At 47.6% G+C, this 15,984-nt stretch carries 10 protein-coding genes; 4 read left to right on the top strand and 6 right to left on the bottom strand.

From position 1 onward, the window contains the following. The 4 genes from J3P35_RS06485 to gmd form a co-directional block, all read right to left on the bottom strand. Positions 1–5,007: PQQ-dependent sugar dehydrogenase (locus J3P35_RS06485; protein WP_246849997.1), on the bottom strand; the 5,007-nt coding region annotated here is incomplete at its 3' end. Positions 5,008–5,321: 314 nt separating this feature from the next. Continuing rightward, on the bottom strand, positions 5,322–6,209 hold the full coding sequence (locus tag J3P35_RS06480; protein WP_210463517.1) for a class I SAM-dependent methyltransferase: 888 nt from the start codon (positions 6,207–6,209) through the stop codon (positions 5,322–5,324). Positions 6,210–6,344: 135 nt separating this feature from the next. Continuing rightward, positions 6,345–7,304 (bottom strand): GDP-L-fucose synthase family protein, encoded by a 960-nt coding sequence (locus tag J3P35_RS06475; RefSeq protein ID WP_210463516.1) that lies wholly within the window; start codon positions 7,302–7,304, stop codon positions 6,345–6,347. Further along, complete coding sequence (gene gmd, locus J3P35_RS06470) at positions 7,305–8,417, bottom strand: GDP-mannose 4,6-dehydratase (protein ID WP_210463515.1); 1,113 nt, start codon at positions 8,415–8,417, stop codon at positions 7,305–7,307. Positions 8,418–8,998: 581 nt separating this feature from the next. Between gmd and J3P35_RS06465 the strand changes: the two genes are divergently transcribed. After that, complete coding sequence (locus tag J3P35_RS06465) at positions 8,999–10,390, top strand: undecaprenyl-phosphate glucose phosphotransferase (RefSeq protein ID WP_210463514.1); 1,392 nt, start codon at positions 8,999–9,001, stop codon at positions 10,388–10,390. Between the two features lie 9 nt (positions 10,391–10,399). On the opposite strand, the gene J3P35_RS06460 is transcribed toward J3P35_RS06465, so the two are convergent. Both J3P35_RS06460 and J3P35_RS06455 read right to left on the bottom strand, forming a co-directional pair. After that, positions 10,400–10,645: a hypothetical protein gene (locus J3P35_RS06460; protein ID WP_210463513.1), complete on the bottom strand. Its 246-nt coding sequence runs from the start codon at positions 10,643–10,645 to the stop codon at positions 10,400–10,402. Positions 10,646–11,515: 870 nt separating this feature from the next. Further along, positions 11,516–11,950 carry a hypothetical protein gene (locus J3P35_RS06455; protein WP_210463512.1) on the bottom strand — a complete coding sequence of 145 codons (435 nt, stop codon included), beginning with the start codon at positions 11,948–11,950 and terminating at the stop codon, positions 11,516–11,518. A 628-nt stretch (positions 11,951–12,578) separates the two neighbouring features. Between J3P35_RS06455 and J3P35_RS06450 the strand changes: the two genes are divergently transcribed. The 3 genes from J3P35_RS06450 to pstC are packed head-to-tail and all read left to right on the top strand — an operon-like array spanning position 12,579 to position 15,983. Beyond that, positions 12,579–13,823 (top strand): porin, encoded by a 1,245-nt coding sequence (locus tag J3P35_RS06450; RefSeq protein WP_317195360.1) that lies wholly within the window; start codon positions 12,579–12,581, stop codon positions 13,821–13,823. A gap of 28 nt (positions 13,824–13,851) precedes the next feature. After that, positions 13,852–14,754, top strand: coding sequence for a phosphate ABC transporter substrate-binding protein (locus tag J3P35_RS06445; protein WP_246849996.1), 903 nt, complete (start codon positions 13,852–13,854; stop codon positions 14,752–14,754). Positions 14,755–14,777: 23 nt separating this feature from the next. Continuing rightward, positions 14,778–15,983, top strand: a complete 1,206-nt coding sequence (gene pstC / locus J3P35_RS06440; protein WP_246849995.1) for a phosphate ABC transporter permease subunit PstC — start codon at positions 14,778–14,780, stop codon at positions 15,981–15,983. The last annotated feature ends 1 nt before the right edge of the window (position 15,984 follow it).

Below are 15,984 nucleotides of genomic sequence, written 5' to 3'. Positions count from 1 at the left end.
CACGGCCAGCGTGCCCGCGTCGGCCGCCGCCGGCGTGCCGCTGAAGGAGCGGGCCGCCCCGCTGAAGCTCAGCCAAGAAGGCAGCGCCCTGCCCCCGGCCAGCGCGGCCGAGTAGCTCAGCGCGTCCCCGTCCGGGTCGGTGAAGGTGCCCGCCGGAAAGGCGTAGCTGAAGGCCGCGCCCGCCGTGGCGCTCTGGTCCGGGATGGCGGTGGCCACCACCGGCGAGCCGTTCGCCCCGCCCCCGGTCACCGTGAGGGTGAACTGGTCGGAGACGCTGCCGCCCTTCCCGTCAGAGGCCGTCAGCCGGACGGTCAGCGTCACCGCCGAGGCCGGGGCCGTCCCGCTCAGCTGCCGGGTCGCCGGGCTAAAGGTCAGCCAGGAGGGCAGCGCGCTGCCGTTGCCCTGCGTGGCCGAGAGCGTCAGCGCGTCCCCGTCCGGGTCGGTGAAGGTCCCGCTCGGCACGGTGTAGGCGTAGGCCGCCCCCGCCGCCACGCTCTGGTCCGGAACCGGCGCCGACACCACCGGCGGCTGGTTCGTAGCACCGCCTCCACCATTCACGAAAATCCGTGGGGTTCGTTTATCCCAGCCAATAGAGATGATATCCAGGTCACCGTCATTGTCAAGGTCTACCGTTTGAGTACCGTCATGGTGATCTGGTGTTGTAGCGCCGCCTGCATGCAGAATCCGCTTGATCCAGGTTCCGGAATCGCAAATATCATTTTCAAAGGCAATCAGCCGGTGGTCATTTTTCCATTCGCCGGTGATCACATCTAAGTCGCCATCAAAGTCAAAATCCACTACATCCAGACTAAGACCGGCATCTACATCTGTTCCTATCACTTTCCGGGTCCAGGTTTTGGTAGGATCAGTAGGAATTTGCAACCAGCTAATCTCTCTATCAACCCCATCTTCGGTTACTACTGCTTCCAGAACGCCGTCCCGGTCAAGGTCAAAGAATCCATTCCGCTCCATTTTAGAAGGAAGCGTGACCCCTGTCGCAAACTGGGTCCAGGAGCCATTGTCATTCCTCAGCCAATTTTTCCCTTGGAAAAGGTCTAGATCGCCGTCTTTGTCTATGTCAACGGCAGAAATAGACTCTCCTACTCCTACAGGCATGATGTCTTTTATGGTCCAGGCAGTAGCGGCGGGGTTGGCTGGAACAGTCAACATCTGCACAGGCAATTTGTTTGCGTCAGCCCCATTCCAGGATAGCGCAATCTGGATATTCTCCACCCCATTGTAGTTACCAATGGCTGCCCCTGCTACAAAGGTTTTGTCCTGGGTTGAACCCGCCGGAAAACCACCAGGAATGTTGGTGTGGATAATGAAGTTTCCTTTCCCATCATTCTGGGCCCACGCCATCTGTGAGCTAAGGTATTTTCCCTGGAAGCCGAAAATATCTAAGTCTCCGTCCTTGTCTAGGTCATGAACAAGCACCATGTTGTTCATGGGGGCACCAATGATGTTTTGGGTCCAAATTCCGTTAGGTATTCCGGGGTTGCGGTACCACCATCCGCCAGTTACAATATCCTTGAACCCATCATTGTTGATATCTACCGGGTAAATGTAGGCAGACCGGTAAGCAACGTCTGGTCCTATGATGTGCTCCGTCCATTTTACCGGGAAGGGATTGTCAACACATAGCAGTTGGGAAGCTACATTGATCTGGATCTCATGGCTGTATTCTGTTAAGCTATGGTCTGCGTTTGCCAACGCAAGTTTTAAAGTGTGAGACCCCAAGGATAGACCATCAACCGTAATAGGGGTTGTGGTAATGACATCGCCTTTGTCAACACCGTCTATTATCTTATGAATATGCGACGTCTGGCCACCAATAGGCCAGTAATTTACATTGAAGTTGATTTTGAAAGGCTGAACAACCGTGGCGCCACTTGCAGGGTTCGTGATGGTGATATTGGGTTTCTGCACCGTTTCCTTTCCATAGACCACCTCAATGGCATTCACCTTGGCCCTCCCCAGAACACCGGTGAAAGGTATGGTCAAAGAACCATCATTAACCTGGATACCATTGAACCTTTCTATTTGTGCTGTTCTATACCCAGCCCTACCAAAGATGTCATAGTTGGAAAGCGTGTATTGCCCGTTTTCAATGTCAACATTGAACAGCCTTGACCCGGTTTTGGTGTAATCCAACTCGGCAAAGTGTAGTTTAACATCATAAACCCCTCTTTGAGGCACTGGAATATTGTAGGTAAAGTTGCTGTTGACCTCAGACAAGTAAATTACATCAGAAGTGGTATTATCTATGGGCACAGTGGCCTTGGTAACACTGGTACCCCCAGTATGAAACTGGCTTTTAGACCATTGCACACCATTCACCTCCACGGCAGGTCCACCAGAGTTAATCCTGATAAATACCTCATCTAAAGTGAAGTTTTTATTCAAGACCGTAGTTGATACTATACCACTTTCATTCTTTCTATATAAAACGGAAAAGACATTTTGTACCTGGGGCACAATGCTGGTGGTATTGAACACTACGGTTTTCCGGTCTCCCTGCAAGACCGCCGATAGAATGCTGATCCCGTTACTGACACTATAATTAGAGATAGACTCAGCAGAGGCTTTGTCCAGAGCCTCGTTAAACCTCACCTGGAATTGGTTTTTAGACATGCCCTTGATTGAGTATATATTGGACGGCGTCATGTCTACTGAAACACCGGCCCCAATGAACTCAATATAATTCACGTCAAAGAGGTTGATGTCCCCGGCCTGCTTCTTGAATACAAAGTAAAGGTCGTGTTTGCCACCAGGGTCTGTGATGGCCCCGGTCACATCTCCCCATCTGTCTAAACTACCGGTAACAGGGATTACCACTGTGCTAAGGATAGGCCCGTCTGGAGAGTCACGGTGCACCTCAATGGTACCGCCCAAGGTGGAAGCAATTCTGTACGAGACGGAGTGAATATTTTTCAGGTTTCTACCCGCCAGCATCACATAAGAACCATGTAACAAAGCCCTTACTGAATAAGAGGCCCCTCCCAATTGGTCTGTATTATCTATAAGGCGGGTGTTTGACTCAGTATCATAATACTCTGCCTCCATAATTTTAGGGTGCACCGTAACCTGATCAAAAGCGGTTAAGCCACCCTTGTCTGTATAACTGGTCTTGAAAATATAAAAGATATCATCGGGTCCCTGAGCATCATGCCCACTGGGGTCCAAGTAAAAAGTACCCTTTGTATTATTGATGGTAATACCGTCATGTGAATGGGTTAAGTGCCCAAAAGCCGGAACTAGATTTAAAGAACTGCTGCTTATGGTACCATTGGCGGTAGAGCCATCCTCAGCATCATTCACCACAATGTCATAGTTGAGGTTATCCTCCCAACTTATCATGCCGCCATCTACCGGGCTGTTAAACTTAAAAGTTGCCGCGGTATTGCCAGCGTAAATTTTAATCGATTTTGAGGTTGTAGCTCCTTTTGTATCTGTTACGCGTAATTGTACATCATAATTTAACTTTTGAGTGAAGGTGAAAGATGGGTTTGGCTCGTTTGAATCTACCGTTCCATCTGACTGAAAGTCCCAGGCGTAGGTAAGAGCATCTCCGTCCTGGTCAGAAGTACCCTCGCTGGAGAAATTAACGGTTAAGGGCAGAGGTCCAGAGATAGTACTTGCATTAAGGGCCACGACAGGGCTTTTGTTTGTATCAATTCCGGTATAATCTAATCTGACCAGCTTACCGCTACCAACGTTTCCGGGGCAACAGCCAGCGCCGTATTCCAGGATATATAACTGTCCGTCTGGCCCAATTTTCAAATCCATGAAACCCGCCCCGGTGATACTTGGCGCAAATGGTTGGTTTGACAGGATTTTACCGGTGGCGTCTAGTTTCACAACCCAGATTTTACTTTGATTAAAGTCAAAATAGAAGAAAGCCTGATTGAACTCTGAAGGCAGCTTCTTAGGGTTGTTTAGTGCTGAATTGTAGTAGTATCTGGGGCCTGCCAGGTAACATTGGTGAAAAAAGTCTAACCAGGAAGATTGGGCTGGAGGCAACGTTTTTGCGCCTGTATTCCACTTAGAGAGGTTTACCGGATTGTTTTTATCATAGTAGAAATCTGGCTCTGCGTAGGTATTAAGGTAAGGCCGGTTAGCACCTGAGAGATAGGGCCAACCATAATTGCCCGCACTTTTGGTAAGGTTTATCTCATCAAGACCTTCTGGCCCGGCATCACTGGCAACATCCGCATCTGGCCCCACTTCTCCCCAGAAAAGCCAATCGGTAAGGCCTTTGTCTACAAATATTTTAAATGGGTTTCTGGCCCCCATTACGTAAATCTCGGGTAAACCACCCTCTCCGTTGGGGAACAGGTTTCCTGCCGGGATAGTGTAGGTCCCATTTGCCTCAGGTTTTATCCTTAAGATTTTACCCCTGAAATCATTGGTATTTGAAGATGTTCTTTCAGCACTAAGGTTGGCATTTGTTTCATTAAGGGGAGCATACTGTGAGTGATTTGAATTATCACCAATAGCAATGTATAAATTCCCTTTTGAATCAAAATCCATGTCTCCGGCGGCATGGAAATACCCGTTTCGGTCACTTGTCCATTCCAGCAGTACTCTTTCTGAGGTGAGATCAAGATTGTCACCGTTCATCAGGAACCTTGAAACCCTATTCTTTGGAAGGGTGGCATGTGAATAATGTATATAGACATACTGATTCACCGTGAAATTAGGGTCAAAGGCAATGGCCAAGAGCCCTTCTTCCATGTCGTGGAAAACGTTTAAAGTACCGGCAGATACTGTTGTTTGGAGGTTGGGCTTATAAATGAACAGTTCCCCATACCTATCCAGAATAAAGATTCTGCCATCTGGCGCGAACTCAAAGTTTATAGAGTTCTTAAGGCCTGTTATTAGTTCTACTTTTTGGAAACTGGTTGGCAACTGCGCCGACCCAACCAAAGGAAAAAGAAATAAAGAAAATGCAAAACTCTGCAAGAGTATACACTTCCATAACTGGAAAGTAAAACTTGTCTTCATAAAGCTACGCTACTGCTTATAATATCTTATACAAAACATTCACAATCAGACTCAACACCAAGAATAAGCGGGGGAGCAACAAACAGAAACTACTTAATTTTTAGATATAATTTCTTTATCAATTAGGACTATATGCTATCTCTATTTCTTAAATCAAATCTTTATTATTCTATAAAAACCCAAAATAAAATTACTAGCTATGCTTTATTTTACTTTTCCAATAACACCCACAAAATTAACTGCCTCGCACTATAAAAGGGGGGAGCTTCTAAACAGAAAGCCCCACCCCATCTTTATCTTTAACTGCAGGATAATCAATCTACAGGCGCCAGTTCTTTCTTCTTAGCCACACACATCAGGGAGAGGGCACTGGCATCGGCATTAGGATCCCGGCCAGACAAAATGTTCCCCAATCTGTATTTCAACGACGCCTTACCTTTCTGGCCCTGTAACACCTCTGCCCCCAACTCATGGTTGTGCGGGAAAACCTTGACCTCAAATTCATTTGGCGTTAGCGTATCTGTGAAGAGCTCTTTGGTGACCCCGTGCCCCGGTTTATGGTGGATTTCGCATTTCAAACCCCAATACTGCTGGCTATCTGTCTTATGGAAACCATGGCCCGTGATCTTGTAGAAAATAAGCCGACCCTCCCATAGTACTTTGGCCAATCCTTTATAATTCCAGGCGCTATACTGCGGATCATGGTCTGTTACAATCAAGCCTCCGGGTTTCACCAGACGGGCAGCTTCTTTTAAGATGGCGGCCATGTCCTCGCAATGATGAAGGGCGGCGTTCAATGTCACGATATCAGCAAAACCTGAAACAAACGGTAGGTGCGTGGCATCGGCAAGAACAGGAAGGTAACCTAGCTCACCCGCCAGTTCCAAAGATTTGGGAGCCACGTCAACCCCAATCAGAAGCTTGGGTTTGCCCTTGAGCGTAGCATAGATGTTACCGGGTCCGCAACCAATATCTAACACTATTTTGTTTGTCCAATCGCCAACAGCGGCTTGCCATCTGCTTCTGAAGCTGTCGCTCCTATGACAGTAGGTGAGATACTCTTCTGCCCACTCAGGGTGGTTAAAGTAATAAGCGTTGGCTTTTAACCCTTCTGTAGGATTTTCAATGGGGCATTCCAGGTATTTATCAAGCTGTTTGATCTCTGCATCTGGAAGCAAATAAGGTTGGATTTCCTTCAACATGGTTTTGGGTTTAGGTATCACATGAATTTAATTTTCTGCACCTGTTTCGCTGCCTCTGATTAAAATGAAGTGAGGACAGGAAACCTTAACCAGTTAATGACAGAGAGAAAAAATAACTTCTGCTATTTCTGTGGTTTACACTTCTGTTAGCTCCTGCTGCCACTCCACTCTGTACAAGTCGTTAATCTCCTCATACACTTTCCGGATACCCTCCTCCAAGGAGATTTTGGCTTCCCATCCACGGGATTTAAGCCTGGAAACATCTAACAGTTTGCGCGGGGTACCATCGGGTTTGCTCTTGTCCAGCACTATGCGGCCTTCATAGCCCACTACGTTTTGGATCAGTTTTGCCAAATCCAGGATGGAAATGTCTTCTCCTACGCCTATATTAATGAGGCCAGGCTCGTCATAGGTGTTCATCAGGTAAATACAGGCATCGGCCAGATCATCGGCATGCAGGAACTCTCGTTTGGGGTTACCACTTCCCCAAAGCTCCACCATGGGCGATTGTTTCTCCCGGGCCGTAATGAACTTCCGGATCAATGCGGGCAACACATGGGAGTTCTGCAGGTCATAGTTGTCATTGGGACCATACAGGTTGGTGGGCATCACGGAGATGAAATTGCACCCGTATTGGCTTCTGTAAGCATCACAGAGTTTGATGCCCGCTATTTTCGCGATGGCGTAGGGTTCATTGGTTTCCTCCAGCTCGCCGGTTAACAGATACTCTTCCTTAAGGGGTTGGGGCGCCAGCTTGGGGTAGATACAGGAAGAGCCCAGGAACAGAAGTTTGCGCACCTGGTTCTGGTAGGAGGCATGGATGACATTGCTCTGGATCATGAGGTTATCATACAGGAATTCCCCTCTGCGTATGTTGTTGGCCACAATACCGCCAACTTTGGCGGCAGCCAAGAAAACATACTCGGGCTTTTCAGCGGCGAAAAAGTCATTGACTTCCTGTTGGTGCCGGAGATCAAGCTCTCTGGAGGTACGGTACAGGAGATTCTGGTAGCCTTCCTGCTCCAGTTTTCTCATGATGGCAGAGCCCACCAGGCCTTTGTGGCCTGCCACATATATTTTGGCCTCTGGATGCATCTATTCAAATTGGTTATTTACCCGGTAACCGGCTTCCTGCAGAATCCTTTCCCGCTGGAAATTCTCAATATCAGCTTCCATCATCTCCTTCACCAATGCTGGCAGGTCATATTTAGGTGACCACCCCAACAGCTTTTTGGCCTTGGTTGGGTCCCCAATGAGTAACTCCACTTCTGTGGGGCGGAAATACCGGGGATCAACGGCCACTACTTCTCTGCCTGTTTCCAGCAGGTAGTCTGGGTTTGAACAGGAAGACACAATTCCCTTTTCCTGCAGGCCCTCCCCCACAAATTCAAGCTCCACTCCTACCTCGGCAAAGGCCATTCTTACAAAATCCCGGATAGTGGTGGTCACCCCGGTGGCAATGACGTAGTCCTGCGGCGTTTCCTGCTGCAATATCAGGTACATGGCTTCTACATAATCTTTGGCATGCCCCCAATCCCGGCGCGCATCCAGGTTTCCTAAGAACAATTTATCCTGGAGGCCCAGCACTATTTTAGCAGTCCCACGGGTGATTTTACGAGTCACGAATGTCTCTCCCCTCAGGGGGCTTTCATGGTTGAACAGAATCCCATTGCAGGCAAACATTCCGTAGGCTTCGCGGTAATTTACCGTAATCCAGTAGGCATAAAGTTTGGCTACCGCATAAGGGGAACGAGGGTAAAACGGAGTAGTTTCTGACTGAGGAACCGCCTGCACCAGGCCGTAAAGCTCTGAGGTAGAGGCCTGGTATATTCTGATCTTTTGGGTTAACCCAAGCAACCGTACGGCTTCCAAAACCCTTAAAGTACCCATTGCATCTACATCGGCGGTATACTCAGGCGTCTCAAAGCTTACCTGCACATGGCTCATGGCCCCCAGGTTATAGATTTCATCTGGCTGCACCTGTTGGATGATGCGGATGATGTTGGTTGAATCGCTTAAATCACCATAATGCAGCTTGAAATTGACATTCTCCTCATGCGGATCCTGGTACAGATGGTCAATTCTTTCTGTATTGAAAAGGGAGCTTCTCCGCTTTATGCCATGCACCTCATACCCTTTCTTAAGCAGCAGCTCAGCTAGATAGGCGCCATCTTGCCCGGTAATACCTGTGATTAATGCCTTTTTCATTCTATTGATATAGTATATAAGTTTTGCTATAGATATATTTTACTGGATAGGGGAAAGAAGTAGGTGGTGGAAGCATAAGGCTTGCGGCATGACAGGATATGGTTGTTTTCCTCCACAAGGAAAACCTTCTAATATCTCTGTCTTTAAAAGCGCTACCCTGTGAACTGCGGTAAGGAAGAAAGTGGCGGCAGGCTTTCTTATTATTTTGCTTTCCAACACTTGACAATGAAGTGTCTCTGGATCTCTGTTAACAGCAGAATTAAGTATGGAGCTTATCTCTTGAACTAGATAACCATTGCTTCAGACACCATATTTGAGTTATGGTTTACAAACCTGGTCTATTGAAAGGTGAGCGAATTAACGCGCTGCTCCTACTTTCCAGGTTAAAGGTGGGTTATATTTTCTACTGGCCTTCTAAGCCTATAGCATAATAATGATCGTTTACAAATATAAACCATTAAATCTCAACATTTCTATTTTTTTTTAAATTTATTTTTACTTAATTCACATTTCCTCCCCGCCTCCCCTAGAATATCTGATATAGTGTATTAAATAAACACAATAATTATGTTAAATCCATTATGTCATATAAGTACACTACCTTTTTCAAATGGATAAGCATATCTATTGATTACCTATTCCTAAATCTTTCCTTATCCATCGGCCTTTTACTAACCAGCCCCTCCTACTTAGACTCCGGAATTCCAGATCAATACAAACTCAACTTCCTTTTATTTAACCTCATCTGGTTCTACTGTTCCCATTTGGTTGAGCTATACCAGGACGTCTTGAGCAGAGAAGCCATACCAACCATTAAAGCCACCATTTTGGCATTGGCTATGTACTTTTCTGGCCTTTTGGCTTTGAAGTTAACCCTTAGACAGCTAGCCCTTACCTTTGAGTTTGTGTGGCTCAGCTCATTCTTGTTTGGGTTTGTGCTGCTCACCGTGAAGGTGGCATTTCTCTTTATCCGGAAGACCAAGCGCCACCTCCTTATGAACTATAAGAAAGTGGTCATTATTGGAGCGGGCCAGACAGGGGAAAAGATAAGGGACTACATCAATAGAACCCCGCACCTGGGATACAAAATAGAAGGCTTTTTTGATGACAGGCCCAGCAGTGCTCAAAACCTGGATATTCTGGGGTCTATAGACCAATGCTTTCCGCGGGCCAAAGCCATGGGCGTTTCTGAGATATTCTACACCCTGCCTACCCCAGACAAGGAAAGGGTAGACGCCCTGATCCATGAAGCCGATAAAAACATGATCCGCTTTAGGCTGGTACCGGAGATAAACCTGTTTCTGGAGAAGAATGTGTTTATTGATTTTAACGGGCCGGCACCTATCCTTAGCCATAGACAGGAACCACTGGAAGACCGGGCCAACCGGTTTGTTAAACGGGTCTTTGACCTGGTGGTCTCTTCAATGGTAATAATTTTTATCCTAAGCTGGCTCATCCCTGTTATGGCAATCATCATAAAGCTTGAGTCAAAGGGACCAGTATTTTTCAGGCAATTACGCTCTGGGCGGTACAACAAGCCTTTTTATTGCTTCAAATTCAGAAGCATGCATTTGAATGACGAATCAGACAAAAAACAAGCCTCAAAGGGAGATGCCCGGGTTACCAGAGTGGGGGCTTTTATCAGAAAGACCAATATTGATGAATTGCCTCAGTTTCTGAATGTTCTGTTAGGTGATATGTCGGTTATTGGGCCGCGGCCGCACATGCTGAAGCATACAGAGGACTATTCTGCCCTTATTGATGAGTACATGGTCCGGCATTATTTGACTCCGGGTATTTCTGGATGGGCCCAGGTAAATGGTTTCCGGGGCGAGACAAAAGACATGCAAAGCATGCAGAAAAGGATTATGGCCGATATTTGGTATCTGGAGAACTGGTCATTGCTTCTGGACCTGAAAATTGTGTTTTTAACAATCTGGCTTACAATAAGAGGTGATAGAGATGCTTATTAAAGGTAATAGCTAAACCTTAGCTTCAATAGCGGGCTTTTGCTCGTTTCTAAAAATAGAACTAAAAGCCTCTAACTTAGAATGACTCATATTCATCACCAGAATGACTCCAATAAGCACTAAACAGTAGCTTATACCAACACTAATCATGCTTTGTCCAAAAAAAGCGATAACCATTTTCCTTATCAAAACAGCTACCAGAAGGCCTACAGTAGCACCTATTACCCCATAAATAAATAACACGGCTACTTCGGTCATATGTTGCTTTTAAATAATGGACAACAATTTTCAGTATAAGTACTTATGACACAAACAAATAGTTGCGTTTATTTCACCCTTACTCCTTCAACTAATCACCGCAAATCAAATACACTCATGAAATTACTTTATTTTCTATCTTACTAGGGGCATAAATTTTGCCATCAAAATGCCATTAAATAACCTATAGCATTCTATAATCTTTACCTAACCCGAGATCACTACAAATCACCTCCAAAATAATCTTTGCTAATTCCTTTGAATTCAATCAACTCATAACAAAGTTATTTATACCAAATACAAAACAGCAATTCTCCTCTTCTTAAAATCACAATAACAAGCAAGTAAAAGCGAATAAAAACTGATTTAGAATAATACATAGCATAACCGAAAAGAATATACTACAGAACAAAGGCTTACAAGAGCTTAACACAAGAGAAAAAGCCATCATAAGCCTATCTACCATCGGCTCATCACCAGACACAGGAGGGAAAATACAGAAAAGGGCTCCACGCCCATTTTCGGGTAATCTGTAATTATTCAAACATCAGCTACTATAACAGGCTCGTGTTTTTATCCTGTTTTCATGAAAAGAGGCAGGAAAACCATTATGGTTTCCGGTGCAACTGGGGCCTAAGCCTTTTAATGAACATCCGTGTGGATGCATAGCCCAGGCACACACATTCCTGAGTTATCGTTTTGAGGCAGTTTTCCGGAAATCAGTTCTAAAACGAGGAACCTGCCGGCACTTTGCTTAGAAAACAAAAGGTCCATGCAAAAGGGCTACCATGGCTTGCACCCGGCAGTTCCTTTGCATGGACCTTATAGATTGTATCTGCTTAAGGGTTATGCTTTCTGGTTAACTCCTACTTAAACGGCTACCGCGTTATCTTTTGAGGCTTTTATCTTTTCTTTGGTAGAGAGCAACCACCTCTCTGCGGCAAGCTGACTATCAAAGATGCGTACCTTCACATTCTTTACATCTAACCGCACACCATAATCAGGAGACATATTGCTTTTAGGAGGCTTTACCCACGCGAAGAAAGCGCAGGTGGTTTTGTCCAGCTCCAGGAACCCTACGGTGGCGGCCCAAATGGCGGTGGCTTTCCAGTGGGTGGTTACGTTTGAGTTATTGTTCAGGATTAAGTGACATCTTTCCTGCTCCAGCATGTTCAGGAGGAAACGGCAGCCATCTAACACGTTCTGTTTCGTGATATCACCCCACCAGTCTACGTACAAAATAGAGGTCTCAGAGTCTACCGTGATGGTAATGTAGGGCTCAATTAATAAGATGGTTCTAGCCATAGCAACAATTGACTTACGTGGAGCTTTATTCTACAAAAAGTGTCATTAAATATAAAATAATTTAAGCAATCACCCAAACTTCAACTACTGTTTCTGATTCTGTTCATTTCCGCAGCAACCAATTTACCCTCAGAGCTTTATTTCAAAGCTTTTTCAAAGAAATCGGCTACAAAACGACCCTTTGGGCTTTCCAGCATTGATTAATCTATCTACGGGCAAACCCGCCTGGAAAGTTCTATTTTACGCTGCTTCATTTTTAGCTCTTTGCAAACCAGGAGACAAACACCTGCTTAGTACCTAATCTGGAACCTGTCCTTTTATGCTTCTTAACAATTAGGTAACATAGAAGTAATATTCAGGCAATACTGCCCCTCTACTTTTGCACCATCAAAAGACAGCCGTTAGAAACCCGAGACTAATTTTTAAAGGTTTGTCTTTTGAAGGGCAGAACAAAAGCTAAGGCATTGCATGCTGCAGCAGATGTTCTTTCCGCCAAAAACCTCTTTTCATCCTGACTAAATGCAAAGGGGCCACACTTACGGAATTATAAATTTTAACACTTCACTTTTTGCTTATGTTCTCACCCATAAACAAAAGCGTACCCAGATCTTATTTTAAAAAAATAAGTGTGATTGCTGCGTTTTTGCTTTCCGCTGGGGTAGCCCAGGCCCAGGTTCTTGTGAACCCAACCCGGGACTCGGCCACAGTTACTTCTGCCCAAGACTCAGTGGTAGCCAAACCTAAAGCCCCGGAAGCAGCCAAAGCCCACTGGTATGACAAAATATCCCTGCGCGGCTACGTGCAGGTCCGCTATAACCGCCTGCTGGAAAGCAACCCAGACCTGAGAACAGAATATGACAGATCCGTGGGAAACAACGGCGGGTTCCTTATCAGAAGGGCGCGCCTGGTGTTCAGCGGAAACGTGCACGAACGCGTGTACATCTACATCCAGCCAGATTTAGCCTCCACACCTAATGGTAGTTCCACCATCCACTTCGCGCAGATCAGGGATGCCTACGCCGATGTGTCTCTGGACAAGAAAAAAGAGTACCGCGTGCGTATTGGCCAAAGCAAGATCCCGTACGGATTTGAGAACATGCAGTCCAGCCAGAACCGCCTCACGCTTGACCGGGGCGATGCCCTTAACACAGCCCTGCCCAACGAGCGGGACTTGGGCGTGATGTTCTACTGGGCCCCGGAGCATATCCGGAAGAGATTCAGTGAACTGGCCAATTCCCGCTTCAAAGGCTCCGGTGACTACGGGGTGTTTGCCCTGGGTGTGTACAACGGCCAGACCGCGAACAAACAGGAAGCCAACAACAACCAGCACTTGGTGGCTCGTCTCTCCTACCCTTTCATGTTCAAGAACGGGCAGATCATAGAACCCGGCATACAGGCGTACACCGGGGTGTACACTGTTACCTCAGACCAGCTGAGCAACGCCGAGGTCAAGGGTGGAAACTTTGCCGACCGCCGGGTGGCCGCCAGCTTTGTGCTGTACCCAAAGCCCTTCGGGTTCCAAGCTGAGTACAACGTGGGGGAAGGTCCTACTTTTGACCCAGCCACCTACAGCATCAAGACCAAATCCCTGACCGGAGGTTACGCCCAGGCCATGTATGCCTTTAAGTTAGGAGAGCAGAACTTCATTCCGTTCCTGAAAGTCCAATACTTTGAGGGAGGCCGAAAAGCGGAGACCGATGCCCGCTACAGCAAAGTGTATGAGACCGAGATTGGGGTGGAATGGCAGCCCATGCCCGCCTTTGAACTGGCCACCCAATACACCATCACCGACCGCACCAACCGGGACGGCCGCAATCTTGACAACCGCCAGAACGGACAATTATTAAGGGTACAGGCCCAAATCAATTTCTAAGGTCTTTTCCTGAAACAGACGCAAAAACATGAACACTACAATGATAAAATCTATCAAAACGCAGGTGAGCAGTCTATTGGTTGCTACCTTGTTACTGGGCGCCTGCAGCAAAGGCGGCGATGCAAAAAAAGAGAATGTAGAAGGAGACAAAGCTACCTCCGGCGCTACCACCATCACCGTGAAAGGCAGTGACACTGTGCTGCCGTTGGCCCAGCAGGAAGCAGAGAAATTCATGGCCAAAAACCAGGGCGCTGCCATTACCGTGGTGGGCGGCGGAACCGGGGTGGGCCTGTCTGCCATGCAGGAAGGCACCACAGACATCGCTATGGCTTCCCGCGGCCTGAAGACCGAGGAGAAACTGAAACTGAAAGGCGCCAAGAAAGACGTAAAAGAAGCCCTTATCGCATATGATGCCCTTTCTATTATTGTAAACCCCAGCAACAAGGTGAGCCAACTCACCCGTGAGCAACTGGAAGGCATCTTCACCGGTAAAATCACCAACTGGAAAGAAGTAGGCGGTGCCGACGAGAAAATTGTGCCTTACTCCCGCGAGACCAGCTCCGGTACCTATGAGTTCTTCAAAGAGCACGTGATGGACAAAAAGAACTACGCCAACGGTATCCTCATGATGCCGGCCACCGGTTCTATTGTACAGTCAGTAAGCCAGACCAAAGGCGCCATCGGGTACATTGGCCTGGCCTATGAAACCAAAGAAGTGAAGGCGCTGGCAGTGTCTTATGACCAGGGCAAAACCTTTGTGGCCCCTAGCATGGAAGCTGCCAAGAACAAAACCTACCCAATCTCTCGTCCGCTGTTCTTCTTCTATGACGCCACTTCAGAGGCCAAAGTGAAGCCGTTTGTAGACTACGTGCTTTCCGCCGAAGGCCAGAATACGGTACAGGAGATTGGCTACATTCCTTTGAGCAAATAATTCAACCCGCTTAACCCATTCCCTTGAAAAGGTACTTCCACAATCTGGGCGAAAAGTTAATTGAAGGCCTGATTACCATCAGCGGCACGGTGACTAGTATCACCGTGCTTTTGATTGTCTTCTTCCTGTTCAAAGAAGGTTTGGGCATTTTCAGCCAGTCGCCGGTAGCCGAGGGCTCCGTGATTGCCGTGCACCAGAACAACCCGGTCAAAGAACTGAAGGCGGCTGAGGTGAAGGAGATTTTTGACCAGAACATCACCAACTGGAAAGAAGTGGGTGGCCCCAATGCCCCCATCAAACTGTTCTCCATTGATGACATCACCGATTACTATACTGAGGAACAGATAGGCGCCAACTTTGAGCACCTGCCCCAGCGCCTGAATGAACTGGTGGCCCAAGAGCCCAACATGCTGGCTTTCTTCCCCGAGGAGTACCTGGCCAAAGACTTCAAGGGCCACCGGATAGAACTGGCCAATGTCTCCCTGGGCGACTTCCTGCTGGGCCGACAGTGGTACCCTACTATCCAGCCGGCCGTGCAACTGGGCGTGCTTTCGCTTATCCTGGGTACCCTGTGGGTGAGTCTGGGCGCTATCCTGATTGCCTTGCCTTTGGGCCTGGCCTCGGCCATTTACCTGGCCGAGATCGCAAACCCTAAGGTGAGAAATATCCTGAAACCGGTGATTGAGTTGCTGGCCGGCATTCCATCTGTGGTGTATGGCTTCTTTGGCTTGGTGGTGATTGTACCCTTGATCCAGGATGTATTTGGCTTACCGGTGGGCGAGACTGCGTTGGCAGGAAGTATTGTCCTGGGTATTATGGCGCTGCCTACCATTATCTCGGTGTCTGAGGATGCCATGCGCACCACGCCGCGGGCCATGAAAGAAGCCAGCCTGGCGCTGGGCGCGAACAAGTGGCAGACCATCTACAAAGTCATCATTCCTTACTCTATTTCCGGTATTTCCACGGCGGCCATCCTGGGCATTGGCCGGGCTATTGGCGAGACCATGGCCGTGCTGATGGTGACGGGCAATGCCTCAGTGATCCCGCACACGTTTCTTGAACCCGTGCGGACCATCCCAGCGACCATTGCCGCAGAACTGGGCGAGGCCCCGCAGGGAGGCATCCATTACCAGGCCCTCTTCGCGCTGGGCTGCATCCTGTTCCTCATGACGCTGGCCATTAACCTTACCGTGGATTTCGTCTCGGCTAAAAAGAAAGAAAACAGATAAG

It is taken from the genome of Rufibacter roseolus (assembly GCF_017916365.1).
GTDB classification, from domain to species: Bacteria; Bacteroidota; Bacteroidia; order Cytophagales; family Hymenobacteraceae; genus Nibribacter; species Nibribacter roseolus.
The sequence above is the reverse complement of the archived record's forward strand: the minus strand, read 5'-3'. Positions and strand labels throughout refer to the sequence as shown.